A 26,056-nucleotide genomic window follows, 5' to 3' on the forward strand; every position below is an offset into this window, starting at 1 on the left:
TTTTTAACCCGCTGATTCAATCCCGGCAGACTCTTGTGGCTCCCATGCAAGCTGCACCGGCACTACCACTAATAGTGTGGCAAATTCCCTGAAACCGCTTCGGCAACGTTTCCATTACATTGCCTTGAGGGTTCTGGATTTAAATATGGATTTAGGCATGTAACACGAGACGACCCAGTTTGGCTGATCCACAATCTCGCTGACTCGCAGCTGTCCAGCCACACTGCATAGGGCGTATGCCAACTCTTCGTCCATTCCAGCCTTCTTTACAAGGCGGTCTATCATGAATCGGACTGCGTCTTTGGCCCCCTGCATCAAGTCTGAGCCGACCCCCGTGGTTACGATGAAACCCTCATTATGCTGGCGATCGCTCTCAACGCTAGGCATGTCGAACATCGGCGCCGGGATGCTATCTCCCTTATGAAGATGCAGCTTGGCTGTCGTCTTCAGCTGTGTTTCTACCGCCGTACCACAGACTTCCCCATCGCCTTGGCAGGCGTGGGTATCGCCGATGCTGAGCAGTCCTCCCTTCACCTGGACGGGCAAGTAAAGTTTGGACCCTTTCACTAGATCACGGATATCCAGGTTACCGCCACACAGGCGCGGTGGCACGATGGAGTGCTGCCCGGGCTCTGCAGGGGCCAGGCCGATGGTGCCCGCAAAGGGGCGAAAGGGAATCACGATGTCATCGCGAAAGTACACCGACTCGCTATCGTATTCGGAAACTTTCAGCCAAGGCCGCTTGAAGTCATCCGCAAGCAGTCCGAACCCGGGGATCAGTCCCGTCCACCCCCACTGGCCAGGCTGGAAATCCAGCAGCTCAATCTCGATGACATCGCCGGGCTCTGCATCCTCGACGAATAGAGGGCCGCAGACGGGATTCAATGCGTCATGAGGTAAGCGTGTAAGAACCTCGGCCTGGCTATCTCTTTTGATGAGGCCGCCACTGGCATCCAGTACGTCGAAGCATCGGGTGTCACCTGAGCTAACCGTCTCTACGGGCGACAGCCCATGATCGAAACAGTGGTGAACGTCATGAATGGTCTTGAAGGTCATATTAAATCTCCATGTTGACAGACCGGCCACGGCGTTTCGCTACCGCATAGACGGCAACGCCGACGATGGCCCATCCCAAACCGATGAGAATCGTGTAGTACTCGAAGCCGCTCCAGATATAACCAACCACGGCAAGGCCCAGAAGCGGACACACGATATGAAGAAATACGTTGGCGGCCTTCTTTTTGAAAACAAAATAGTAGAGTGTACTGGCATTGAGCACGATGAAAGCAGTTAGCGCTCCAATCGTCACAATCGAGGTCAACAAAGCGAGATGCTGCATGAAGGCAATACCGACCACGATAGAGACTGCACCAACGAGTAACGTACTGATGTAAGGCGTCTTGAATCTAGTATGAATACGTGATAGTGGCTCTGGCAGCAAGCGATCTCGGCCCATGCTGTAGAGAATGCGGGCCGTGGCGATCTGGGCGACTAGAGAGTCCGCGATTCCCCAAGCGATCGCCGTCGTCGCCGCAGTCAGTGTGGCAAGCCACGCGCCTCCGGCGATTCGAGCGGTCTCATAGAAAGCGGTGTCGAGGTTGTCGAATTGATCAGGGTCCGGTTGGATCAGCGCCGCAATCCAGGTTTGCGCGATGAACAAGCCCCCAATAATCAGAAGAACCAGGAATATCGCACGGCTGACCGCTTTACCGCCTCCTTTGGCTTCTTCCGCCAAGGTGGAGATGCCATCGAAGCCTAGAAAACTCAACACAGCAATCGGCACTGCAGAAATGATCAAACCCAATGAAAAGCTATCTGCCTCGTAAACAGGCGCCGTCGAGAATACGGCACCATTGACCTGATTGCTGATAGCAACAACACCGACTACCAAAAAAGCGGCGAGAACCGCCAACTCTGCGATCAGCATCCAGCGATTGAAAGCAGCGGTAAAGCTGATCCCCCGAATGTTGATGTAAGTATTGAAGACAACGAAGGCGACAATGAGCAGGATGGGTGATAAGGAGGGAAAAATGTCGTGTATCGCCAGTGCGCCCACTACATAGAGCAGGGCTGGTATGAGGATATAGTCCAGCAGCATGATCCAGCCGGCCACAAAGCCGATAAAGCTATTGGCGCCTTGCGACACATAGGAATAGACCGATCCTGCTACCGGAAACTCCTTGGCCATTTCTGAATAACAAATAGCCGTGAACAGCATACCTACTAGCCCAATGGTGTAGGCAGTGACAATCATCCCCCCGCTGGCGCTCATCACATGGCCAAAGATGCCGAAGGGTGCGATAGGAACAATGAAGATGAGGCCATAAATTACAAGGTCTCTCAACTTCAGGGTTCGTGAGAGCTCCTGGGTATAGCCAAGACTTTCCAAGGTATTGTTACTCACAAGTGACCTCCTGTTATTTTAATCGGCTTCCGGGTACTGGAGGCCCGTCAGACATCGCGCGTGGGTGTTGAGAACTTGCGGGAGCTTCTGGCGGCACCCCTTAAAAAGTGCTTTTACAACCAGGGGCATCAGGGGGTTGGCTCTATTTATTTTTCAGCAAACATCGGTTTGTACCTGCATTCTTTACGCTTTGCCCGGCATGGTTACGTTGCCGAAGCGTTAAGCAGGCTTGACCAGTAACGATGCTACGATCAGAAAATCATAGTTAAAGGTATTGTTCAAATACCTTTTAGGGAGTTTAGTGAATCAGTCGTCTCATCAAGGCCGATCCATAGCCAAAGAGGTCAGCTCGGCCAAACAGGAACTGGCAGACAGGATTGTGACGGCTATCGCTATCGGCGCTTACTTGCCTGGTGATCGTCTGCCATCGGAGCGAGAGCTGGCAGAACGGCAAGGGGTTAGTCGTGTGACGGTTCGAGCGGCACTGAAAATTGTCAGCGAACTGGGGCTTGTCGAGCCGCGACGCGGACGTGATGGTGGGACTTTCGTGACACTCAAGCGAGTCAGTGAGGCATCACCGGATACGGCGCAACGGATCCTTGCTCAAGAGTTGCCACAGTTAAAGGATTTTTTCGATTATCGCTGTCTGGTGGAGGGGCTTATCGCAAGGACTGCCGCTGAACGCCATGACGAAGAACAGGCCAGCATACTGCAACGGCTACTCGACGAGTTCTGCAGGACGCAAGATGCCTCCTTCGCTCGGGAACTGGATCAGAAACTGCACGCCTGCATCTTGGATATGGCAGCCAACCATCATCTTGCCAAACAGTCTGAACACCTAACGGCACGTGCCACGCTTGGCTTTGGCTCGGAGCCCTACCCGGTAGAGTCATTGCCTAGAGCTCAGCGCGAGCACAAGATGCTGGTAAGGGCGATCCTGAAGCGTGACGGCGAAGAAGCCTTCAAGGCCGCACAGCACCATTTCTTTTTGACGCTTGCCATCATGGAGAACTCCTTGGATGGCAAGCCACTTTAGAAAGCGAAAATGAAGATGGATGGCCGCCAAAAACTTAAAATATAAAAGATAACCAACATGGATTTCTCAAGGGAATGGGTTTCAAACTCCAAGAGCACGCTATCAAGGGATGCCGGGTTTGACGACGGTGTTATCGAGCATGTCGGCGTCAACTTCCTGCGGCCTTCGCTTGTGGAGTAGCTTGCGTGGCTGTGTGTTCAGTAAGCCAGCGATCCCATTGAGCGCTTCCCAATGATAGTCGAAAAACCTGCTCTCTATGGCAGGAATCACTGCAAAAAACCGCTAGTGTTCTCATGGGAGCCACGCTGCCATGGGCCTTGCGAATCAGCAAAATAGATCGCCGTGCCGTTTGAGCCCATCGCCGCACTACAGTCGCGTCTGCTCATGCTGGAGCTGGAGGGCTGGGCGGCGCAGGTCGCCGGTGGCTGGGTGCGCAGGCTGGCATGAGATACACTGGCCCCCTGATTTCCGGGGCAATGGTATTGGCGCAGCATGTCTTCACATTTCGACTCTTCTCCTGCTCGACCCCAGCTGCTGAGGGACGCCGCCGCGCATCTGCACGGCGGCGGCGTGGTGGCCTACCCGACGGAAGCCGTCTGGGGACTGGGCTGCGACCCCGACAACACGGCAGCGCTCGAGCATCTTCTGGCGCTCAAGGCGCGTGATCCGGCCAAGGGGCTGATCCTGATCGCATCAGGCATCGAGCAGTTCGCGCCCTGGCTTGACGGCCTGGACGACGCGCTTCGAGCCCGCCTCGAGGCGAGCTGGCCCGGCCCGGTGAGCTGGCTGGTGCCGGACAATGGCCGCGCGCATCCGCTGGTGCGTGGCGAGCATTCAAGCGTGGCCCTGCGCGTCAGCGACCACCCGCTGGTCGGGGCGCTGTGTGACGCCTTCGGCGGCCCGCTGGTGTCGAGTTCGGCCAACCGGGCAAGCCAGCCGCCGTGTCGCTCGGCCTCGGCGATCAGGGACATCTTTGAAGACCGGGTGTTCGTTGTGGATGGGCCGCTGGGCGGGCGGGAACGCCCCAGCGACATCCGCGATCTGCTCACCGGTGAGGTGCTGCGCGACTAGCCCCGTCACTGCACGACAATGCCCGTCATGGCTGAAAGCCATGGCCATGACCCTGCTGGAGAAACACCGTGTCACATGCCTATCTCGAACGGGTGAAAGACTACCTGCTGGATTTTCAGGATCGGCTCTGTCAGTCGCTGGCCCGTGCCGATGGCCACGCCGATTTCGCGGAAGATGCCTGGACGCGCGAGGATGGCGGGGGCGGTCGCTCCCGCGTGATTACCGAGGGCGCCGTGTTTGAAAAGGGCGGGGTCAATTTCTCGCACGTTTTCGGCGAGAACCTGCCGCCTTCGGCGTCTGCGGCCCGGCCGGAGCTGTCCGGGCGCAGCTTCCACGCCGTCGGCGTCTCCTGGGTACTGCACCCTCACAACCCGCACCTGCCCACCACACACGGCAATGTCCGCTTCTTCATCGCCGAAAAGGAAGGGGAAGAGCCGGTCTGGTGGTTCGGCGGCGGCATCGACCTGACGCCCTACTATCCGGTGTTTGAGGACGTGGTGCACTGGCACCGCACCGTGCGTGATGCCTGCGCCCCCTTTGGCGATGACGTCTATGCCCGCTACAAGCGCTGGTGCGATGAGTATTTCTATCTCAAGCACCGCGATGAAACCCGTGGCGTGGGCGGGCTTTTCTTCGATGATGTCAACGAGGAGGGCTTCGAGCAGAGCTTCGCCTTTCAGCAGGCGGTGGCCGAGGCCTTTGTACCGGCCTATCTGCCGATCATCAACAAGCGTCGTGACACCCCGTACGGCGAGCGGGAGCGCAATTTCCAGAACTACCGGCGCGGACGCTATGTCGAGTTCAACCTGGTCTATGACCGCGGCACGCTGTTCGGACTGCAAAGCGGTGGCCGTACCGAGTCGATTCTGATGTCGATGCCGCCGGTGGCCCACTGGGCCTATCAGTATCAGCCCGAGGCGGGCTCTCCCGAAGCCGAGCTGTATACGCACTATCTGCATGCGCGTGACTGGCTCGAGGAGGCTGAACAGGCATGAGCGAGACGCCGCTTTACGCCGTATTCGGCAACCCCGTGGCGCACTCGAAATCGCCGCAGATCCATGCCGCCTTTGCCGAACAGCTCGGTGATCCGGTGCACTATGACGCGCGCCTGGCGCCGGTGGATGATTTTCCGGGCCACTGGCGTGATTTCATGGCCGAGGGCGGGCAGGGCGCCAACGTGACGGTGCCCTTCAAGCAGGAAGCCGCCGGGCTGGCCGACCGCCTGAGCGAGCGCGCCCGGCTTGCCGGCGCCGTCAACACCCTGATCGTGACCGAAGACAACACGGTTGTTGGTGACAATACCGATGGCGCCGGGCTGCTGCTGGATCTCGAGCGTCTCGAGGCGCCGCTGAAAGATGCGCGGATACTGGTACTGGGGGCCGGTGGCGCGGTGCGTGGGGTGCTCGAGCCCCTGCTGGATGCCGGGCCGTCAGAGCTGGTCATTGCCAACCGAACGGTGGAGAAGGCCGCGGCGCTGGCCGGGCTGTTTGATGCCCGCGGCAGGATTCGGGGCTGCGGCTTCGAGGAGATTGAAGGCGGCTTTGATCTGGTCATCAATGCCACCAGTGCCAGCCTGGCCGGCGAGTTGCCGCCGCTGCCGGAGACGCTGTTCAACGAAGGGGCACTGGCCTACGACATGATGTACGGCGCCGCGCCCACCATCTTTCTGGCGTGGGCGCAAACGCTTGGCGTGCGCGGGGTGGACGGGCTGGGCATGCTGGTGGGCCAGGCAGCCGAAGCCTGGTACCAGTGGCGCGGTACGCGACCCGATACCGCCCCGGTACTGACCGAGCTGCGGGCCGATCTGCGCTGACCGGCCCGGGCGGGGTCAGGCGCCGGCACTGCCGCAGTCAGGGGTGCGACCCGCGGCGCGCGCCTGTTCCGAGAGCTGAACGGCCCTCTCCATGCGGCCCCTGAGGGCCTCGCTGCGCTCGCCGCTGTTGGGGTGGGTCGAGGCCCATTCCGGCGGCTGACCGCCGCCGGCGCTGGCCATGTTCTGCCACAGATCGATGCTGGCGCGCGGATCAAAGCCGGCCCGGGCCATCAGATCCAGCCCCAGCAGGTCGGCTTCGCTCTCCTGGCGGCGTGAATAGGGCAGCAGTACGCCGTACTGGGCACCGGCGCCCAGCAGCTGGCCCAGCGCCTCGTTGCCCGTGATGGACTGCACCACGCCCACGCCGGTGCTGGTCAGCGACTGGGTCGAGGTGCGCTCGTTGGCATGGTTGGCCAGCACGTGGGCCATCTCGTGACCCACCACCGTGGCGATCTGGTCCTGATCCTTCGCCACCTTCATCAATCCGGTATTGATCACGACGTAGCCGCCGGGCAGGGCAAAGGCGTTGGGCTCCTGATCCTGATAGACACCGACAGTCCAGGTATCGGGGCCCTGACCTTCGGGCAGGGTGTCGATAATGGCATCGGCAATGCAGGTGACGTACTGCCCGTCACGGCCGGTGGCCTGCCGGTGGTTCTGACGATACTCCTCGAAGGCCTGCCGGCCCTGCTGGTCGATCTCGCTGCTGTCAAACAGCGACAGCTGAGAGCGCCCCAGCGGCGAGGTGGTGCAGGCACTCAGGCCAAGGCTCAGAGCCAGTGCGCTCAGCATGGTCTTGCGCATCATGAACGGCAACACTCCTTGTAAGGGTCGATGGGCCCGACTGGTGGACGCGCGCCAGCAGGGCACGCCAGGATAGCGGAATCGTTGTCACATGACAGCATAACCCGATGAGGAGCCCCGGATGAATGAGCAGTTGAGCACACGTCTTGTGAACCTGCTGGACAGGCTGGAGCCGCTGTTGCCGCCTGAACAGGCCGCCATTGACTGGTCGCGCGATGTGGCCGCGCTCTGGCAGCGCCATGCGCTGGGCGGGCGACTGACGCCGGTGCAGCCGCGCGACAGCGTCAGCGTGGCCGAGCTGATCGGCATCGAGGCACAGAAGACGGCGCTGGTCGAGAACACCCGGACCTTCCTGCGCGGGCGACCGGCCAATCATGCCCTGCTGTGGGGCGCCCGCGGCACCGGCAAGTCCTCGCTGATCCGGGCGCTGATCAATGATCTGGCCGGCGAGGGACTGCGTCTGATCCAGGTGGATCGCCATGACCTGATCGGGCTGCCGACGCTGGTGCAAACGCTCAGGGACAGCGACTATCGCTTTGTCGTCTACTGTGACGATCTCTCCTTTGAAGGCAGCGATGACGCCTACAAGGCGCTCAAGAGCGTGCTGGATGGCACCCTGACCGGGCCGCCGGACAACGTGCTGCTCTATGCCACCTCCAACCGGCGTCATCTGCTGCCGGAGAGCATGGCCGACAACAACGATACGCAGATCGTGAATGGCGAGATCCACCACGGCGACGCCGTCGAGGAGAAGATTTCGCTGTCGGACCGCTTCGGGCTGTGGCTGTCGTTTTACCCCTTCGATCAGGACACCTATCTCCAGACCTGCGCCCACTGGGTTGCCCATCTGGGCGGACAGTTCGATGACGCCGCCGAGGCCGAGGCGCGCCGCTTTGCACTGGCCCGGGGCGTGCGCAGCGGCCGCGCGGCCTGGCAGTTTGCCATCAGCTGGACCGGGCGCTCCGCGGTCTGATCGCCACGCTCAGGGGGCGGGGACAGCGTTTGAAGCGGGTTCAAGGTCGGCGTCCGGGGCGTTGTCATCTTCGAGCGGCAGGCCCGGTGCGCTGCTCTGTTCGGCAGGGCCTGCGATATCCAGCGTAATGGTGGGTGCCGGTATCATGCGGGCCATCTGGCCCGCCAGTCGCGGCGTCAGGGACAGGGTGCTGCCCGCCGGCAGCTGCTGCTGATGGGCCAGACGCTGTGCCAGCGCCAGCAGTTGTTGCGCGTAGCCGGCGCTATCGTGCGCCGGCATGGCCGGGTAAAGATCGATTGGCAGGCGCAGGGTGGCGGGCTCGCCGCCGCGCAGGGTGACGGGGTCTTCCACGTCGCCGCTGACCGGTTCGGCGCCCGGCACGATCAGCTGCCAGGCATAGCCGGCCAGCGTGATGTCAGGCGCGGCCTCCGGCGACGTCAGGGACAGGGGCAGCTCCAGGCTGACCGGCTGGCCGGCCAGCTCGAGTCCGGCCCGACCCAGTGCCGCCGGGTCGAGCGTCAGGGCATCCACGGGCACCGCCCAGCGGCCGATACGCACGTTGTCCACCCCCATCGACTGCAGCGCCAGGCGTCCGAGCATGAACCCCGCCTGCGGCAGGGCGATACAGCCGGCCAGCGACACGATCAGTGCCAGCAGCAGTGCCGGACGGTATCGAGACGTTGCCTTTGTCATGACGGACTCCCATCAGTCGTGCGCTGGATGAACGCGTGCTGATACAAGTCTGACCTGGAACGACAGGAAAGTCATACCAGGTCTTCATGAGATGGGGCTGTCAGCCTAGCGCCGGTTCTTGCGGGCTTCCCTGGTGCGCGAGAGCTGGCGGGCCTTTGCCTTTTCGCGATCGCTGGCGCCGCTGTTCTTGTCGTAGGGGTTGTCGCCGGAACGGAATTCAAAGCGGATCGGGGTGCCGCGCACCTTGAGTACCTTGCGGAAGGTGTTGGTCAAAAAGCGCTTGTAGGCATCGGGCAGGGCATCGGTCTGGTTGCCGTGGACCACGATCAGCGGCGGGTTGGCGCCGCCCTGATGCGCCATGCGCAGCTTGATGCGACGACCGTTGACCAGCGGCGGCTGGTGTTCGCTGACCGCGTCCTGCAACAGCGTCGTCAGTCGATTGGTGGACCAGCGCGCGGTGGCCGAGGCGAAGGCACGCTCGATGGAAGGGTAGAGATCGCCCACGGCGGTGCCGTGCAGCGCCGAGATGAAGTGAAGATCGGCGTAGTCGGCAAATCCGAGACGCCTTTTGATGTCGGAGCGCATCTTGTCGCGGGCGTCCTGCTCGAGGCCGTCCCACTTGTTGACGGCCAGCACCAGCGCGCGGCCGGTGGTCAGGACATAATCCAGCAGGTGCAGATCCTGTTCGACCAGCCCGGTGCGGGCATCGAGGACCACAATGGCCACGTTGCACGCCTTGATGGCGTCCAGCGTCTTGATGATCGAGAACTTTTCGGCCGTCAGGCTGACGTTCTTGCGCCGTCGCACGCCGGCGGTATCGATCAGCACATAGGGTTTGCCGCGGCGCTCGAAGGGTATCTCGATGGCGTCGCGGGTGGTGCCGGCCTCGTCAAAGACCACCACGCGCTCCTCGCCCAGCAGCCGATTGACCAGCGTGGACTTGCCGACGTTGGGGCGGCCGACCACGCCGATGCGAATGCCGTTGGCGACCAGGTCCGGATGGGTCTCTTCGCTGACCTCCGGAAAGGGTTCCAGCACATGCTCGAGCAGGGCGGTGACGTTGCGACCGTGGGAGGCGGCAATGGCGTGCGGGTCGCCCAGGCCCAGCGCCCAGAAATCGGCAGTGGCGATCTCTTCCTGCAGGCCGTCACTCTTGTTGACCACAAGCCAGGTCTTTTTCTGATTGACGCGCAGGTGATTGGCGATGGCCTCGTCGGCCGGCATGATGCCGGCCCGGGCATCCACCATGAAAAAAACGATGTCGGCTTCATCGATGGCCAGCAGCGACTGTTCGGCCATGGCCGCATCGATGCCCATCTCATCGCCGCTGATGCCGCCGGTATCGATGACCGTATAGGGCTTGTCGCCCACCTGACCGTTGCCGTAGTGGCGGTCGCGGGTCAGCCCGGGAAAGTCTGCCACGATGGCATCACGCGTGCGCGTCAGGCGGTTGAACAGCGTGGATTTGCCGACATTGGGTCGGCCGACGAGTGCGATAACGGGATTCATGAGGGTCCTGCACGATAGAGGGAGCGGGCTGTCAGCCGGGTAGCGGACAGCACTGAGACCGTCCGTTTTGATCGAGCCATTGTAACCCGAAAGATGGCGGTATTCGAAATGGGTTCGACGCCCTGTCAGTCGCAGGCGATCAACAAATGGGCCTTCCGGTGTCCTGCCGGAAGGCCCGCGACGATCCCCTGGTCGATACCGCTTACTGCTCGGTCATCTCCTGAAGGGCGTAGGCAATCAGTTCGCCGTCGTTGGTCAGCACAAAGACATGCTCGCCGTCGGTCAGCGGCGTGATGCTGATGCCGTCGCCGCCCGGACGGGTGCGGCCTGCCTGCTCGCCGCTGCGGGCATCGAGCACGTGCAGATAGCCCTGATAGTCGCCGACCACCAGGTGGTTGTCGACAAACGCCGGCGCGCTCAGCGAGCGGCCTTCCAGTGCGTCCTGATTCCAGATGACGCGGCCGTTGTTGGCATCCAGCGCCATGATGTGGCTGTCGGCCGTGACCGTGAAGAGGTAGTCTCCCACCAGCACCGGCGTGTGATAGCTGGACTGCTCCCGGTCCCAGATCGGCTGGCCGTTGCGGGCATCAAGGGCCATGATGCGGCCGTTGTAGCTGGTCACGAACAGCCGGCCGTCCTGGGTCAGTACCGGCTGACCGTCCAGATCCACCAGCTGCTCGACTTCGGTACGCCCCTGGGGCACGGCGACGCGCAGATCCCACAGCTGCTGGCCGCTGCGATTGTCGAAGGCGGCCAGACGGCCGTTGGCAAAGCCGGCAAAGGAGACCGGATCGATGGTGCGCGGCGCCCCGGTACCGCGCAGGCTCAGCGCCGGCTGGGAAGAGGTGTACAGCCACTGCTGATCGCCGTTCAGGCGATCCAGCGCGGTGAGCGTGCCATCCACGCTCTGCACCACGACCTGATGGCTGTTGACCTGCGGCGGGGCGATCACTTCGCTGGACACGCGCGCGCGCCAGACGATGTCACCATTGTCCTCGCTGAAAACGATGACTTCACCGTTGCGGGTGCCGGCGTACAGCTGTCCGTTGTCTGCCGTCAGGCCGCTGGAGATGGGCGTGTCCAGCCGCTTTTCCCACTGGATCCGACCGCTGTCGCGATCCATGGCCCGGATGTGGCCCTCGGCATCGCTGGTGTAGATGGTATCGCCCGAAATGGCCGGCGAGATCGGATAGCGGGCGCGTGTCAGCGAGCCGATGCCCTGAGACCAGACGCCTTCGACGTTGACGTCTTGATCGATGCTGGTCAGCTCGCGCGGCTGGGTGCCGGTCTGGACATTGCCCGAGCAGCCGGCCAGCACCACAAGCGAGGTCGCACACAGGAGTGCGCCCAGCGGTTTTGCCATCAGCGCGAGTCGCTTGATGCCCACATGTGAAGAAGAGCCGTTTTCAAGCGTGCTCATGAAGCCTCCTGAGGCGCCAGATCATCGAGTTTGAGTTGAATGCCGGAGAGCTCCTGATTGTGCTCGCGGGCCAGGTCAACGGCATTTTGCCAGGCGCTGCGCGCCTTTTCGGTATTGCCCAGCGCCAGCTGGATGTCCCCGCGTATATCGGCGCCGCGAGCGGCCATCGCCTCGGGCAGCTGCAGCCCTTCGAGCGTGTCGAGTGCCGCTTCGGCCTTGTCCCGGCCCAGCTGCACGCGGGCCAGTTCCAGCCCGGACAGCGCCCGGATCTCGTCGCGATCGCTGCTCTGGCGTACGGCTTCCAGCGCCTGCTCGGCCGCCGGCAGATCGTTGCCATCCACGGCCAGGCGCGCCTGGATCATGCCGGCCAGGTCGGCATACAGGGTGCCGCCGTGCTGATCCCGAATGGCATCGATGATGCTCTGCGCGGCCTGGCGGCCGCTGTCATCAAGGCTGTCCCGGGTGGTTAGCTGGATCAGCTGCTGATACTGAAGCGAGGCGGCCTCGGACTGGGCCTGCTGATGGTCCTGCCACCAGTGCCAGGCAAACAGGCCGGCACCGGCAAGGATAATGCCGCCCAGAATCGGCTTGCCGTAGTTGTGCCAGAAGCGTTTGGCAGCCGCCAGCTGATCGTCTTCTTCGTGAATGTTCAACTGATCCGCCACGTGCGGCACTCCTGTAGGTTGGGTCTCATGACGGTCCCTGCTCGGTGGTCGGGAAAACGCTAGAGTCGGGTTGAAAGGCCGCTGTCCGCCGGACGCTCATCGATCCAGTGGCTCAGGCGATCGATCAGCGACGCCATGTCCAGCTGCTGCTGGGGCTCTTCGCCGCGCAGATCCTTGAGCGTGGCCGTGCCGGCGGCCAGCTCGTCCTCGCCCAGCATGATGGCAAAGCGGGCACGGCTCTTGTCGGCCTTTTTGAGCTGGCTCTTGAAGCTGCCACCGCCGCAGTGCGACTGCACGCGAAGCCCGGGCAGGCGGCTGCGCAGGGTTTCACCCAGCGCCAGCAGCTGCGTGTCGACGCCTTCCCCCTGGCCCATCAGATAGACATCCAGAATATCCTCGGCGGCTTCCGGTACCAGCTCCAGGGTTTCCAGCAGCAGAATCAGGCGCTCGACGCCCATGGCGAAACCGACCGCCGGCGTGGCTCGGCCGCCGAGCTGCTCGACCAGGCCGTCGTAGCGGCCGCCGGCACAGACAGTGCCCTGACTGCCCAGCGCCGTGGTGGTCCATTCAAAGACCGTGCGGCTGTAGTAGTCCAGCCCGCGTACCAGTCGCGTGTTGATGACATAGCCAATGCCCAGCGCATCAAGTCGCTGCTTGAGGCCTTCAAAATGCTCGATCGATGCCTGGTCGAGATGGTCGATGAGCTTCGGTGCGGCCTCGATCAGCGATTGCATGTCGGGGTTCTTGCTGTCGAGGATGCGCAACGGATTGCTGTCGAGACGGCGGCGGGCGTCGTCATCGAGCTGATCCAGATGGGCATTGAAATACTCGATCAGCGTGGCGCGATAGGCATGGCGCGCTTCGAGCGAGCCCAGCGAGTTGATCTCGAGCTGCACGTGGTCGATCAGGCCCAGCGCTCGCCAGAGACGGGCGGACAGGGCGATCACTTCGGCATCGATGTCCGGCCCGTCAAGACCGAAGACTTCCACACCCACCTGATGGAACTGACGGTAGCGGCCCTTCTGGGGGCGCTCATGGCGAAACATGGGGCCGGCATACCAGAGCCGGTGGGTCTGGTTGTGCAACAGCCCGTTTTCGATGGCGGCGCGCACGACCGAGGCGGTGCCTTCCGGTCGCAGGGAGAGGCTGTCGCCGTTGCGGTCGTCAAAGGTATACATCTCCTTTTCGACGATGTCGGTGACTTCCCCGATGGAGCGCTTGAACAGCGCCGTCTGCTCGAGCACCGGCGTGCGCATTTCCAGATAGCCGTACTGCGCCATGAGCTGGCGCACGTGCTGCTCGAAGTACTGCCAGAGCGGCGAGCGCTCGGGCAGCAGGTCATTCATGCCTCGGATGGCCTGTAATTTACTGGACATTGATGGTTTATCGCTGCGTTTCAAAAGGGGCGCCCGAACCTCAGGCGCGGGTGATGACATCCTGCTCTTCGGCCTGCTTGCGCGCGACGCGTTCACGGATCAGCTTTTCAAGATCATCCACGAGATGGTCGTTGCGCAGCTTCTGGGCCGGCTTGCCATCGATGTAGATCAGGTTGGCCGGGCTGCCGCCGGTCAGACCGATATCGGTTTCCTTCGCCTCGCCGGGGCCGTTGACCACGCAGCCGATAACCGAGACGTTCAGCGGCGTCATGACGTCCTCGAGACGCTCCTCGAGTGCATTCATGGTGCCGATGACATCGAAGTTCTGACGCGAGCAGCTCGGGCAGGCGATGAAATTGATGCCCCGCGAGCGCAGTTTCAGGCTCTTGAGGATGTCATAACCGACCTTGATCTCCTCGACCGGGTCGGCGGCCAGCGAGATACGCAGGGTATCGCCGATGCCATCCATCAAAAGCGCACCCAGACCGATCGAGGACTTGACCGTGCCGCCGCGCAGACCGCCGGCTTCGGTAATCCCCAGGTGCAGGGGCTGATCGATCTGGCCGGCAATCTGGCGGTAGGCGTCGACCGCCATGAAGACATCGCTGGCCTTGAGCGAAATCTTGTACTCCTGAAAGTCCAGACGATCGAGATAGTCGATGTGGCGCATGGCCGATTCGACCAGCGCAGCCGGCGTCGGTTCGCCGTACTTTTTCTGCAGGTCCTTTTCCAGCGAGCCGGCATTGACGCCGATACGAATCGGGATGCCGTTGTCGCGCGCGGCCTGAACCACGGCGCGGACGCGATCTTCCCGGCCGATATTGCCCGGATTGATGCGCAGGCAGTCGGCGCCCAGCTCGGCCACGCGCAGGGCGATGCGGTAATCGAAATGGATGTCGGTGACCAGCGGCACCGAGGTGCGCTGCTTGATTTTGCCGAACGCCTCGGCGCTGTCCATATCCGGTACCGAGACACGCACGATGTCGCCACCGGCGGCGGCGATACGCTCGATCTGATCGACGGTGGCATCAACGTCCAGCGTGTCGGTATTGGTCATGCTTTGAACCGAAATCGGCGCATCGCCACCCACGGGCACATTGCCGACATGGATCTGGCGCGACTGGCGCCGCTGGATCGGGGACTGGCTAATCATGATAAATCACTCCCCCAGGGTAAAACGGGCAACGTTGCTGCTGCCGGCGTATTGAGACATGTCAACGCGTTCGCCTCTGTAATCGATGTTGACCTGATCGGCATTGCCTACCGTCAGGCGAAAGGGCGGCGCGCCTTCGATGGTGGCAGTGGTGCCACTCTGCTGCAGGCCGCGCAGTACGGTGGTGTCGTTGGCATCACGGACATCCACCCACGACTCGCTGTCAAACTGCATCTCGATGCTGCGACCGCTGGTGGCCGCCTCGCTGTCTGATGGTTCCTCACTGCTGATATCCGCCAGGCCGCCGGTCGCTCCGTTGCGGCCCTCGGGCGTATCAACCTGAAGCGTGCCGGATTCGGGCTCGGCGCTGCTGTCGTCGCCGGCGACCCGGGCGGCAAGGGTCGTATCCACCGGCGCACCGCCGGCCATGGTACCCGAGCCATCGGCCGATGTGTTATCCACCATGGGTTGTGGTTCAGGTGCCGGCGGCAGATCGCGATCACCGGCGTCGTCCTGCGCGGTGACGGCCGGCTCGGACATGGCAGTGTCATCGCCATAGCCCGGCGCGCTTTCACGTCCTTCCCACCATAGCAGGGTCATCACGGCCAGAATGACCACGACGCCCAGGGTCACGATCCGAAAGGCGATGGCGCCCATGCGCGACGGCGGCTTGATGCTGCTGACGGGCGCGACGCGACGCTCGTCAAGGTCGCTGCGCCCATGGACACGGTCGTAGGCGGCAACGATGGCACGATCATCGATGCCCAGCAGGCGGGCATAGGCGCGCAGATAGCCTCGACGATAGGTGGGTATCGGAATCTGTTCATAGTTGTCACGCTCCATGTCCGCGACCAGAGACGGTCGCAGATTCAGCTGCTCGGCAGCATCTTCCAGATGCAGGCGCTGGCGCTCGCGCTCTTCACGCAGCATTTCACCGGCGCCCGGCTCTCCGGCGGAAGAAGCATGCTGTTCGCTCATGCAGAAGATTCCTTGTTCGGTCTTGGCACGAAATGTTCCCTTGCCGGCGTTCGGCACAAGGCAGTGTTATTGATCATGTGACGCCTCGCCATGAAGCCTGCGGGATAGCCGCAGGCTCTCGTTATCCTGACCGACAAGCTCGATATAGTGCGCCAGAGACGCGCGGGCCGCCTCCTGCTGGTCCAGCTGGTGCTGCGTCTCGGCCAGTCCCAGCCAGGCCCGCGGCAAATGGTCATCAAGCTGCAGGGCGCGCTGATAGGCGCGTACGGCGTCGTCGTACGCGCTCTGGCGCTGGCGGCACTGCCCGAGGTTGGTGAAAAGCCGGGCGCGGCGCTCATAGCGCAGATCGGACGTTGCCTGTTCCAGCTGCTCGCAGGCCTCGGCGATGCGGTCTTGACCAAACAGGAACGCCGCGTAGTTGTTGCGGGCCCGGGTAAAGGAGCTGCGGGTGCTCAGGGCGCGCTGGAAATAGCGATCGGCGCTGGCGATCTCGCCCTGGCGCTGATAGACCAGCGCCAGTCCCTGCAGGGCGTCGGGATCGTTGGGGGCAATATCGATGGCGCGCTCGAAGGCCTGCTGAGCCCGCTCCAGATCGTCGCGCTGCAGATAGGCCATGCCCAGCTGGGTATAGGCCGAATTCGGCGGCTCTGTCGAGGAGGAGACACTGCTGCCATCGCTGGCGCAGCCTGAAAGGGTCGTGGTCGCGAGCAGCAGGGCGGCCATGGTCAGCAGTGTCCTGAAGGTGCAGCGCAAGTGAGTCATCGACTTCCTGACGTGATGAACATGCTCGAATCCGTCAAATATTAGCGAAAGCGTTGCCCATCAAAGCGCCGGTGCGCCATCAAGTCAAGCCGGTAACCCGCGGTGCGACCGGCGGATCATGAGGCGTCGAGCTGAACGGCCTTGATATAGCGCTCCGCGCGCCGGGTGCGATCCTTGACGCGACCGACCAGCTGCCCGCAGGCGGCATCGATGTCGTCACCGCGCGTGGTGCGTACCGGGGCATTGTGGCCAAGCTCGTAGAGCCAGGCCTGAAAGCGCATCACCTGGTTGCGCGAGGGCTTTTCATAGCCGGCGTGCGGAAAGGGATTGAAGGGGATCAGATTGATCTTGCAGGGCAGATCGCCCAGCACTTCGGCCAGCTGCTCGGCGTGTTCACGCTGGTCGTTGACATCCTTGATCAGGGTGTACTCGATGGTGATATGACGGGTACCGTCGCTTTTGGTCAGATAGCGCCGGCAGGCGTCCAGCAGCGTGGCAATGTTGTACTTGCGATTGAGCGGCACCAGGGTGTTGCGAAGCTCATCGTTGGCGGCGTGCAGCGAGATGGCAAGCGCCACGTCGATCTCGTCGCCGAGCTTCTCGATCATGGGCACCACGCCCGAGGTGGAAAGCGTCACACGGCGCTTGGACAGGCCGTAGCCGTTGTCATCGAGCATCAGATGCATGGCGGGAACGACGTTGTCGTAGTTCAGAAGCGGCTCGCCCATGCCCATCATCACCACGTTGGTCACGGCACGACGGCCGTCGTCGTGGCCCATGCGGCCGCCGGCACTGGCCTGGGCGACCCAGAGCTGACCGATGACCTCGGCGGCAGTCAGGTTGCGCTGGAATCCCTGCTTGCCGGTCGAGCAGAAGCTGCAGTCCAGCGAGCAGCCTACCTGGGAGGAGACGCACAGCGTGCGCCGGCTGTTGTTTTCGGACGGGATCAACACGGTTTCCACGAAGCTGCCGTCTTCCACCTCCAGCACCCATTTCTGCGTGCCGTCGCTGGACTGGCCTTCGTAGACCACCTTCGGCCCGCGAACTTCGGCCACGCGTGCAAGCTTGTCACGCAGGGCCTTGGAAAGATTGGTCATCTGCGAGAAGTCATCGACACCCTCATGATGGATCCACTTCATGACCTGGGCGGCACGAAACTTCTTTTCGCCCTGCTCGATGAAGAACTGTTCCATCTGGCTGCGTGAAAGACCCAGAAGATTGACGCGTGTCGTCGTGGCAGTCTGTGTCATGGCAGTGAGCTCGCTGGTGTCATTATGAGAAAGAAGGCCGCCACCCGCCCGGGGCGGATGACGGCCGAGCGCGACGGGCAATCAGCCGCGCGGGCAGATCTCTTCACTGGAGAAGAAATAGTCGATTTCGCGCTGGGCGGATTCCGGCGCATCGGAGCCGTGAACGGCGTTGGCATCGATGGAGGTGGCGAAATCGGCGCGAATGGTGCCGGCTTCGGCCTTTTTCGGGTCGGTGGCGCCCATCAGCTCGCGGTTTTTGGCGATGGCGTTATCGCCTTCGAGCACCTGAACCACGACCGGACCGGAAGTCATGAAGGAGACCAGATCGTTGAAGAAGGGACGCTCGCGGTGCTCGGCGTAAAAGCCCTCGGCCTTGTCCTGCGACAGGCTGATCATCTTGCAGGCCACGACCTGCAGGCCGGCCTTTTCAAAGCGAGAGATGATCTCGCCGACGGCATTTTTGGCAACCGCGTCCGGCTTGATGATGGAGAGAGTACGTTCCTGGGCCATGTTAAGGGGCTCCTGACAGGTTGATGAGTTCAAAAATATTCATGATCGGGATAGCGCAGAGCCGGCAGCTGCGTAGGCAGCTGCCGGCTCCGGCAAAAATCGCGCCATTATAGCTGTCGCCGGTGCAATATGCATCCGCAGTGGCGGGCGCCGGGTCAGACGCTGAAGCTTTCCCCGCAGCCGCACTCATCGCGCACGTTGGGATTGTTGAAGCGAAAGAAGCGGTTGAGCCCTTCGCTGACGTAGTCCACCTCCGTACCGTCGAGCACGGAGAGGGCGTCACTGTCGACGATGACCCTGACGCCGTGATCCTCGAACACCTGATCGTCGGCTTCAACGCGGTCGGCAAAATCGAGTACATAGCTGTAGCCGGAGCAGCCGCTCGGCTTGACGGCCACTCGCAGTCCTTCGCCGCTGCCGCGCTCGTCGAGCACGTGGCGGATCTGGTGGGCGGCGGCTTCGGAAATCGATATCCGGGCCATGATGGTGTCCTCCCCGGTGGTGCGCATCAAACGCGCGAAAATGACAAAAGATGCTCAGGCGCTCTGGCGCGTACGCAGGCTCTTCAGGGCATCCGAGAGTGATTCAAGTGCCTGGTCGATCTCCTCGACCCGGCTGAAACGACCAAGGCTGAAGCGGATCGAGGCCAGCGCCTGCTCCCGCGGCACGCCGATGCCGGTCAGCACGTAGGAGGGGTCGACGCTGGCCGAATTGCAGGCCGAGCCGGTGGATACCGCCAGACCGCGCAGCGCCATGACCAGTGCCTCGCCATCGACGCCGTCAAAGCCGGCATTGATGATGTTGGGCACCTGTCGGCTGCCGTCGCCGTTGATCCAGGTGCCCTCAAGGGCCTGCAGTCCCTGACGAAACCGCTGGCCGAGGCTGTCGAGATGAGCGTTATCGCTGTCCTGCTCTTCCATCGCCAGCGCAAAGGCCTGTCCCATGCCGGCAATCTGATGGGTCGCCAGCGTGCCGGAGCGCATGCCGCGCTCGTGACCGCCGCCGTGAATCAGCGCCTCGATTCGCGTGCCGCGGCGCACGTAGAGCGCGCCGATGCCCTTGGGGCCGTAGACCTTGTGCGCCGACAGCGACAGCATATCGATGGGCAGGGCGCTCATGTCCAGTTCGATTCGGCCGGCGGCCTGGGCGGCGTCGACATGAAAGGCGGCGCCGTGCTCGGCGGCAATCGTGCCCAGTGTCGCGAGATCGTTGATGCTGCCCAGCTCGTTGTTGACCGCCATCAGCGACACCAGCACGGTATCGGCGCGCAGCGCGTCCCGCAGGGCCTGCGGTGAGACCGTGCCGTCGGGATTCGGCGCCAGGCGGGTCACCTCGAAGCCTTCCTGCTCCAGTGCCGCGACGCTGTCGAGCACGGCCTTGTGTTCGATGCTCGAGGTGATCAGATGTCGACCGCGGGCGCGATGGGCGCGCATATAGCCGATAAGCGCCAGGTTGTCGGCCTCGGTCGCCCCGGAGGTCCAGACAATCTCGCGCGGGTCAGCGCCGATCAGGTCGCTGACCTGACGTCGTCCGGTCTCGACGGCCTGCTCGGCCAGCCAGCCCGACATGTGGCTGCGCGAGGCCGGATTGGCAAAGGTGCCTTCCAGCGTGAGATGGCGTGCCATGACCTCGGCAACACGCGGGTCGACCGGCGTGGTGGCCGCGTAGTCAAGGTAGAGAGGCATGGTGCTCATGATGTTTTCCTTTCTCTCACGTCATGACCATCCGCACGACGCACAATGACATTAGGACGTATGGGCCACCGGCAAAACGGCAATCTGGTTGGCGCTGTCCTGCTGCCGACAGGCGATACGCTGGACATCGTGACGATGAATCAGCTCCTCGAGCGTAATACGATCGAGAAAATCGTGTATGGCATCGGACAGATCGCTCCAGAGATGATGCGTCAGACAGGTACTGCCCTGCTGACAGTCGCCGGTGCCCTGGCAGCGGGTGGCATCGATGGATTCGTTGACCGCATCGATGATGCTGGCCACGGAGATGTCCGCGGGGGGGCGGGCCAGCAGATAGCCGCCGCCCGGACCGCGAACGCTGGTCACCAGCCCCTGGCGACGCAGCCGGGCAAAAAGCTGCTCGAGATAGGAGAGCGAAATGTCCTGACGCTCGGAGATGTCGGCCAGACTGATGGGCGAGCCATCACCGTGCAGGGCCAGATCGAGAATGGCCGTCACGGCGTAGCGGCCCTTGGTCGTCAGACGCATGATCCAGATTCCGCAGCATGACAATAATCATTGATTATGATAATCCCGAGCGCTGCGGTCAACAATTGCGGGTGGCGCTTCCGGCGTATCTACAGGGGCAGTGTCAGCCTTCGTCCCGGTCCATGGGCCTGGCGGTGGTGTTCTGAAGGCGGTCCACCCGTGTCAGAATGCCGCGCAGCATGTTGAGTTCCATGACGTCGAGCCGGCTTCTCATGTAAAGGCGGCGCAGGCGTGCCATCAGCTGGCGCGGGTTGGCCGGGTCGTGAAAGCCGATATCGGTCAGGGTGCGCTCGAGATGCTCGAAAAAGCGCTCGGTATCGGCGTGGCTGGCCAGCGCATTGTCCCACTCCACGCCAAAGGGATGAACCGAGCCGGGCATGGCCTCGGGCAAACCGGACGGTGTGGCAAGGGTTGCCTGGCGGCACTCGTAGGCCAGCACCTGTACGGCGGCGGCCAGATTGAGCGAGCTGTAATCGGCCGATGTCGGAATGTGCACATGGGTATGGCAGCGCTGGAGCTCTTCGTTGGTCAGTCCCGTGTCCTCGCGGCCGAAGACCAGGGCGACCGTGCCATCGTGGCCCTGCATCTCGCCGGGCAGGCGCGTGGAAAACTCCCGCGGCGAGCACAGCGGCCAGGGCAGGTGGCGCGAGCGCGCGCTGGCACCGACCACCCAGCGACAGTCCGTCAGGGCCGTGTCGAGCGTGTCGTGCAGGGTGGCCCGCTCGAGGATGTCATCGGCGCCCGAGGCCCTGGAAATGGCCTCGGGAGTAATGCCCTCGCAGCGCGGTGCGACCAGCGCAAGCTGCGCAAGTCCCATGGTTTTCATGGCGCGCGCGGCGGCGCCGATATTGCCGGGATGACTGGTACCGGTCAGAACAATACGAATGCGCTCTAGCATGGAAATCGCCGTCATACAGAAAACGTGAGCCGTTGGGCCGTGGAAGGCGCGAGTCTAGCATGGCGTCACCGGTGTCTGCCCTGATGGAGCGCTGGCACGTCTCCGGTGTCTCTGCTAGCATCGTCGGCCACTTTTCCAGCCAGTTCCGCTTTCCGGATCTCTCATGTGTTATCGCATCGTCGGTGCGCCTGCCTCATGGCAGGTCGTACCGGCGACGCTTGAATCTGTCAGATACCGCTCTGGCTTCGCTCTTTAACAGCACTCGGTTCGAGGATTGATCATGCATCCAATGGTCCAGTTTGCCCTGCGCGCGCTGCGTGGCGCCCAGGAACAGTTCGTTCGCGTTCGCGACCGACTTGATATTGCCCGTGAAGACAACACGCTTGATGCGCTGCTCAGCGATACCGGCCAGCGCGCTGAAACCCTGATTGCCTCCCAGTTCGGCAAGGGGTACCCGGAACACGGCATGTCGGGGCGTTACATCGGCTGGAATGAAGGCCGCGGTGAAGGACGTGATTATCACTGGAAGATCGAGATCTTTCATGGCTATGCCAATATGGCATCCGGTACCTCGGGCTGTGCGCTGTCGATGGTCTGCCTTTACAAGGGCCGTCCCGAGCATGCCGTCATCATTTCGCCCTTTACCGATGAAGAGTATCTGGTCAGCCGCGGCCGCGGGGCCCACTACAACGATCGACGCATGCGTGTGCCCACGCGCACCAGCATTGACGGCAGCCGCATCTCGCTGGGGCTGCCCGAAAACTGGATGCGCGAGCGCTATTTCTCGACCTGGCAGATGCTGACCGCACAGCTGGGCGGGCGTGTGGACATGCTGCGCGCTTCCGGCTGCCCGCTGCTGGACATGCTGGCGCTGTGTGCCGGCCACGTCGATGCCGCCTTCATTCTGGGCCTTGATGAGCAGGACATGCATATCATCAGTCTGGTGCTCAAGGAGTGCGGGGCGCTGTCCGGCACGCCACAGGGCAGCCCGCAGATCAGGGTGGAAGGGGCGCTCATGGCGGCCTCGCCACGACTGTTCAAGCAGCTGGTACAGATGACGGGCAGCGCCAACCTGCCGACATCCTGAGCGCTCGACACGTCGTCTTTTACAGCCTGTCAATCAAAAAGGCCCGCCTCCATGAGGCGGGCCTTTTTTGGGGCCGAAGGAGGCGAGACGTCAGGGCGTCTCGTCGTCGGCGGCGTTTTCACGTTTGGCCGGGATCAGGTCCTCGCGCTCCAGCCTGACCAGCAGCAGCATGGCCGCCGCCACGTAGATGGAGGAGAACGTACCCAGCACCACGCCCACGATCAGGGCCAGCGAGAAGTTGTGAATCATGTCGCCGCCCAGGAAAAACAGCGCCAGCAGCACCAGCAGGGTCGTGCCCGAAGTCGACAGCGTTCGCGACAGGGTCTGGTTGATGGCGTCGTTGAAGATTCTGGCCAGATCACTGGACTGGGAGCGTCGTATGTTCTCGCGGATGCGGTCATAGACGATGATGGTGTCGTTGAGCGAGTAACCGATCACGGCCAGCACCGCCGCCAGTACCGTCAGGTCGAAGTCGAGACCGAACAGGGCAAAAAAGCCCAGCAGGATCACCACGTCGTGGCCCAGCGAGATCAGGGCGCCAAGGGCAAACTTGTACTGGAAGCGAAAGGCGACATAGAGGGCGACCACGCCCAGGGCCACCAGCATGCCCAGCCCGCTCTGGTCGCGGAGCTGGTCGCCGACCTGGGCGCCGACGTATTCGGCGCGCACCAGATCGACCTGCTCGCCCTGAGCGCGCAGGGCACCGAGGACCTGCTGGCCGATGCCGTCATCAAAGGTCTGCTGAAGGCGGACGAGAATATCGGTGTCGGCGCCGAAGGTCTGCACCGAGTAGTTGCCGAAACCGGCCGCGCCCAGCTCGTCGCGCACCTCGTCCAGAGAGGGCGGCTGGGCGTAGCTCACCTCGACCTGGGTGCCGCCGGTGAAATCGAGCCCCAGACTCAGGCCCTTGACGGCCAGCGCCCCAAGGGCGAGGACCGTCAATATAATGGAGACGATGTAGGCAGCCTTGCGCTTGCCCATGAAATCAATTTGCGTCATTTGCCGGCCTCCTCAGATCCACAGCTTCTTGAGCGACTTGCCGCCTACGATAAGGTTGGTAAGGGCACGGCTCACCATGACGGCGGTAAAGACCGAGGTCAGAATGCCCAGCGAGAGCGTGACCGCAAAGCCCTTCACGGGACCGGTACCGATCGAGAACAGGATGACTGCCACCAGCAGGGTGGTGATGTTGGCATCCAGAATGGCGGTGAAGGCGCGCTCATAGCCGGTATGAATGGCCTGCTGTATCGAGCGGCTGCGCATCTCCTCGCGGATACGTTCGAACACCAGCACGTTGGCGTCGACCGCCATGCCCAGCGTCAACACGATACCGGCAATGCCCGGCAGGGTCAGGGTGGCGCCCAGAATCGACATGGCGGCGATCAGAAGCGTCAGGTTGACCGTCAGGGCCAGATTGGCGATCAGGCCGAAGCCCTTGTAGCGCACGATCATGAAGGCCAGCACCAGAATCAGCCCGACAATGACCGACATGACGCCGCGGTCGATGTTCTGCTGACCCAGGCTTGGCCCGATGGTGCGCTCCTGGGCGAAGTAGATGGGGGCGGCCAGCGAGCCCGAGCGCAGCAGCAGTGACAGCTCGCGCGCCTCGGTGGGGGAGTCCAGTCCGGTGATGCGGAACTGGTTGCCCAGCGCGCTCTGAATGGTGGCCAGGCTGATGATGCCGCGCTCGGTATAGGGCACGCGCTCCTCGACCTGCTCACCGTCGCGCATCACGGTGCGCGTGCGGGTCTTGTGCTCAATAAAGAGCACCGCCATGTTGCGCCCGATATTGGCGCGCGTGGCGCGGTTCATTCGGCTGCCGCCCGGGCCGTCCAGATTGATGTTGACCTGCGGTCGCCCGCTGTCATCGAAGGAGGTGCTGGCACTGGAGACACGGTCACCGGTGATGATGACATCACGCTCCAGTGCGGCACGGCGGCCACCGTCATTGCGGAATTCAAACGCCTGCTGCTGGTCGGCACTGGTGCTGTCGCTGGCCTCGAGGCGGAATTCCAGGTTGGCCGTGGCGCCCACGATGCGCTTGGCCTCGGCGGTGTCCTGCACGCCCGGCAGCTCGACCACGATGCGGTTGGGGCCCTGACGCTGTACCAGCGGTTCGGACACGCCCAGCTCGTTGACACGATTGCGCAGGGTGGTGAGGTTCTGATTAACGGCGTAGTCCTGAATGTCGTTGACGGCCTGCTCGGTCAGCGTCATCACGAGCGTCGGCCCCCCCTCGTCATCGTTGGACAGGGTGAATTCGTTGTACTGCCGATTGAGCAGCGCTCGCGCCTGGCTGCGATCCTCGGCGTTGGCAAAGGTAAAGCGGATGGTATTGTCGCCGGTGGTGTTGTTGCGATAGCGGATCCCTTCGCCGCGCAGCGCCTCACGCATGGCGCTGGCGTTGACGTCCAGACGCTGATCGATGGCGGCATCCATGTCCACTTCCAGCAAAAAGTGCACGCCACCGCGCAGATCAAGGCCCAGATTCATGGGCTTGGCGCCGATGGACTGCAGCCACTGCGGTGTGGAGTCGGCCAGGTTGAGGGCCACGGTATAGCCCTGTCCCAGCGCCTGACTGACCACATCACGGGCCGCCGTCTGCTGTGAGCCGTTGTCCAGTCGGAACAGGGCGGTGCCATCGTTCAGTTCCCTTGAACTGACGTCGATGCCGGCCTGCTCGAGAGTCTGTTCGACACGGGTCATCTCGCTGTCGCCAACGCTGGTGCTGCTGTTGGCCGCGCTGATCTGGATAGCCGGGTCCTTGGGGTACAGATTGGGCAGTGCATAGAGCACGCCCACAACGAATACGAGGAGTATCAGCAGATACTTCCAGAGGGGATAACGATTGAGCATCGTGGCCCTGTCCTGATTGGCTGGTGGCTCAAGGAGCGCTTTTGGGGTCGTATCAATGACCACAGGGCCCGGCCAATGGTTCAATCACCACTGAACGAGCCCCGGGCAAAGGACGACATGTTGTGTTCAACACGTCGCGGTCAGGTGATGACCATGCGCGATACTCGGGCGATGGCCGCCTGCCTTTAATGGGTTCAGATCGATTTCAGTGTGCCCTTGGGCAGTACGCTGATAACCGAGCTCTTCTGAACGTTGACTTCAGTACCTTCGGCGATCTCCAGGGAGATGAACTCATCACCTACCTTGGTCAGGCGCCCCATCAGGCCACCGCTGATGGTGACTTCATCGCCCTGGGAGAGCTCTGACATCAACTTCTTGTGGGCCTTGGCGCGCTTGGACTGCGGTCGCCACAGCAGGAAATAGAAAATCAGGACAAAGCCGACCAGCATGACGATCTGACCGATGGCACCTGCGCCACCGGCACTGCCGGCGCCCCCTTCTGCCATGGCCGCCGGAATCAGGTACTCGAGCATGAGGTTTCCTCTAGGAATAATCTTGTTCAGTGGTGCTCTGTTA

At 62.5% G+C, this 26,056-nt stretch carries 27 protein-coding genes; 7 read left to right on the forward strand and 20 right to left on the reverse strand.

The features are described from left to right. Positions 1-114: 114 nt before the first annotated feature. Complete coding sequence (locus tag M1D97_RS03880) at positions 115-1,056, reverse strand: acetamidase/formamidase family protein (protein WP_456269437.1); 942 nt, start codon at positions 1,054-1,056, stop codon at positions 115-117. Between the two features lies 1 nt (position 1,057). Continuing rightward, the gene (locus M1D97_RS03885) at positions 1,058-2,404 is read right to left on the reverse strand and encodes an APC family permease (protein WP_456269438.1); all 1,347 of its coding nucleotides are present in this window, start codon (positions 2,402-2,404) and stop codon (positions 1,058-1,060) included. 301 nt (positions 2,405-2,705) lie between these two features. On the opposite strand from M1D97_RS03885, the gene M1D97_RS03890 reads away from it, so the two are divergent. From M1D97_RS03890 to aroE, 5 genes are all read left to right on the forward strand, one after another. Further along, positions 2,706-3,440: a FadR/GntR family transcriptional regulator gene (locus tag M1D97_RS03890; RefSeq protein WP_456269439.1), complete on the forward strand. Its 735-nt coding sequence runs from the start codon at positions 2,706-2,708 to the stop codon at positions 3,438-3,440. 342 nt (positions 3,441-3,782) lie between these two features. Then, complete coding sequence (locus M1D97_RS03895) at positions 3,783-3,887, forward strand: DprA-like winged helix domain-containing protein (protein ID WP_456269440.1); 105 nt, start codon at positions 3,783-3,785, stop codon at positions 3,885-3,887. A 45-nt stretch (positions 3,888-3,932) separates the two neighbouring features. Next, positions 3,933-4,511: an L-threonylcarbamoyladenylate synthase gene (locus tag M1D97_RS03900; RefSeq protein WP_456269441.1), complete on the forward strand. Its 579-nt coding sequence runs from the start codon at positions 3,933-3,935 to the stop codon at positions 4,509-4,511. Positions 4,512-4,579: 68 nt separating this feature from the next. Then, entirely contained in the window at positions 4,580-5,506 is a 927-nt protein-coding gene (gene hemF / locus M1D97_RS03905; protein WP_456269442.1) for an oxygen-dependent coproporphyrinogen oxidase, read from the forward strand. Next, positions 5,503-6,324: a shikimate dehydrogenase gene (aroE, locus tag M1D97_RS03910; protein WP_456269443.1), complete on the forward strand. Its 822-nt coding sequence runs from the start codon at positions 5,503-5,505 to the stop codon at positions 6,322-6,324. The genes hemF and aroE overlap by 4 nt, the downstream gene beginning before the upstream one ends. Positions 6,325-6,339: 15 nt before the next feature. On the opposite strand, the gene M1D97_RS03915 is transcribed toward aroE, so the two are convergent. Beyond that, on the reverse strand, positions 6,340-7,131 hold the full coding sequence (locus tag M1D97_RS03915) for a M48 family metallopeptidase (protein WP_456269444.1): 792 nt from the start codon (positions 7,129-7,131) through the stop codon (positions 6,340-6,342). Positions 7,132-7,249: 118 nt separating this feature from the next. Between M1D97_RS03915 and M1D97_RS03920 the strand changes: the two genes are divergently transcribed. Next, positions 7,250-8,101, forward strand: coding sequence for an ATP-binding protein (locus tag M1D97_RS03920; RefSeq protein ID WP_456269445.1), 852 nt, complete (start codon positions 7,250-7,252; stop codon positions 8,099-8,101). Positions 8,102-8,110: 9 nt separating this feature from the next. On the opposite strand, the gene M1D97_RS03925 is transcribed toward M1D97_RS03920, so the two are convergent. The 14 genes from M1D97_RS03925 to M1D97_RS03990 form a co-directional block, all read right to left on the reverse strand. Next, the gene (locus tag M1D97_RS03925) at positions 8,111-8,794 is read right to left on the reverse strand and encodes a hypothetical protein (RefSeq protein ID WP_456269446.1); all 684 of its coding nucleotides are present in this window, start codon (positions 8,792-8,794) and stop codon (positions 8,111-8,113) included. Positions 8,795-8,899: 105 nt separating this feature from the next. Beyond that, positions 8,900-10,303 carry a ribosome biogenesis GTPase Der gene (gene der, locus M1D97_RS03930; RefSeq protein ID WP_456269447.1) on the reverse strand — a complete coding sequence of 468 codons (1,404 nt, stop codon included), beginning with the start codon at positions 10,301-10,303 and terminating at the stop codon, positions 8,900-8,902. A gap of 202 nt (positions 10,304-10,505) precedes the next feature. Then, on the reverse strand, positions 10,506-11,723 hold the full coding sequence (gene bamB / locus M1D97_RS03935) for an outer membrane protein assembly factor BamB (RefSeq protein ID WP_456269448.1): 1,218 nt from the start codon (positions 11,721-11,723) through the stop codon (positions 10,506-10,508). After that, entirely contained in the window at positions 11,720-12,388 is a 669-nt protein-coding gene (locus tag M1D97_RS03940; protein WP_456269449.1) for a YfgM family protein, read from the reverse strand. The genes bamB and M1D97_RS03940 overlap by 4 nt, the downstream gene beginning before the upstream one ends. 59 nt (positions 12,389-12,447) lie before the next feature. After that, positions 12,448-13,764 (reverse strand): histidine--tRNA ligase, encoded by a 1,317-nt coding sequence (gene hisS, locus M1D97_RS03945; RefSeq protein ID WP_456269450.1) that lies wholly within the window; start codon positions 13,762-13,764, stop codon positions 12,448-12,450. A gap of 40 nt (positions 13,765-13,804) precedes the next feature. Then, positions 13,805-14,917 carry a flavodoxin-dependent (E)-4-hydroxy-3-methylbut-2-enyl-diphosphate synthase gene (gene ispG, locus M1D97_RS03950; RefSeq protein ID WP_456269451.1) on the reverse strand — a complete coding sequence of 371 codons (1,113 nt, stop codon included), beginning with the start codon at positions 14,915-14,917 and terminating at the stop codon, positions 13,805-13,807. Positions 14,918-14,923: 6 nt separating this feature from the next. Next, positions 14,924-15,895, reverse strand: a complete 972-nt coding sequence (locus tag M1D97_RS03955) for a RodZ domain-containing protein (RefSeq protein WP_456269452.1) — start codon at positions 15,893-15,895, stop codon at positions 14,924-14,926. A gap of 66 nt (positions 15,896-15,961) precedes the next feature. Next, positions 15,962-16,657, reverse strand: a complete 696-nt coding sequence (gene pilW, locus M1D97_RS03960; protein WP_456269453.1) for a type IV pilus biogenesis/stability protein PilW — start codon at positions 16,655-16,657, stop codon at positions 15,962-15,964. Between the two features lie 116 nt (positions 16,658-16,773). Then, positions 16,774-17,907 carry a 23S rRNA (adenine(2503)-C(2))-methyltransferase RlmN gene (gene rlmN / locus M1D97_RS03965; RefSeq protein WP_456269454.1) on the reverse strand — a complete coding sequence of 378 codons (1,134 nt, stop codon included), beginning with the start codon at positions 17,905-17,907 and terminating at the stop codon, positions 16,774-16,776. 81 nt (positions 17,908-17,988) lie between these two features. Then, a complete protein-coding gene (ndk, locus tag M1D97_RS03970) occupies positions 17,989-18,417 on the reverse strand; it encodes a nucleoside-diphosphate kinase (protein WP_456269455.1) in 429 nt (142 codons plus the stop codon). Between the two features lie 155 nt (positions 18,418-18,572). Next, entirely contained in the window at positions 18,573-18,899 is a 327-nt protein-coding gene (locus M1D97_RS03975; RefSeq protein ID WP_456269456.1) for a HesB/IscA family protein, read from the reverse strand. 54 nt (positions 18,900-18,953) lie between these two features. After that, positions 18,954-20,111, reverse strand: coding sequence for a cysteine desulfurase family protein (locus M1D97_RS03980; RefSeq protein ID WP_456269457.1), 1,158 nt, complete (start codon positions 20,109-20,111; stop codon positions 18,954-18,956). 51 nt (positions 20,112-20,162) lie between these two features. After that, positions 20,163-20,639, reverse strand: a complete 477-nt coding sequence (gene iscR, locus M1D97_RS03985) for a Fe-S cluster assembly transcriptional regulator IscR (protein WP_456269458.1) — start codon at positions 20,637-20,639, stop codon at positions 20,163-20,165. 103 nt (positions 20,640-20,742) lie between these two features. Beyond that, entirely contained in the window at positions 20,743-21,537 is a 795-nt protein-coding gene (locus tag M1D97_RS03990) for an RNA methyltransferase (RefSeq protein ID WP_456269459.1), read from the reverse strand. Positions 21,538-21,817: 280 nt separating this feature from the next. Between M1D97_RS03990 and M1D97_RS03995 the strand changes: the two genes are divergently transcribed. Continuing rightward, on the forward strand, positions 21,818-22,624 hold the full coding sequence (locus M1D97_RS03995) for an inositol monophosphatase family protein (protein ID WP_456269460.1): 807 nt from the start codon (positions 21,818-21,820) through the stop codon (positions 22,622-22,624). Positions 22,625-22,714: 90 nt separating this feature from the next. Here M1D97_RS03995 and secF read toward each other — a convergent pair whose 3' ends face one another. From secF to yajC, 3 genes are all read right to left on the reverse strand, one after another. After that, complete coding sequence (gene secF, locus M1D97_RS04000) at positions 22,715-23,623, reverse strand: protein translocase subunit SecF (RefSeq protein WP_456269461.1); 909 nt, start codon at positions 23,621-23,623, stop codon at positions 22,715-22,717. A gap of 12 nt (positions 23,624-23,635) precedes the next feature. After that, positions 23,636-25,480, reverse strand: a complete 1,845-nt coding sequence (secD, locus tag M1D97_RS04005; protein ID WP_456269462.1) for a protein translocase subunit SecD — start codon at positions 25,478-25,480, stop codon at positions 23,636-23,638. Positions 25,481-25,674: 194 nt separating this feature from the next. Next, positions 25,675-26,013 carry a preprotein translocase subunit YajC gene (gene yajC / locus M1D97_RS04010; RefSeq protein WP_456269463.1) on the reverse strand — a complete coding sequence of 113 codons (339 nt, stop codon included), beginning with the start codon at positions 26,011-26,013 and terminating at the stop codon, positions 25,675-25,677. Positions 26,014-26,056 lie beyond the last annotated feature (43 nt).

This window comes from Kushneria sp. AK178, from assembly GCF_053903105.1.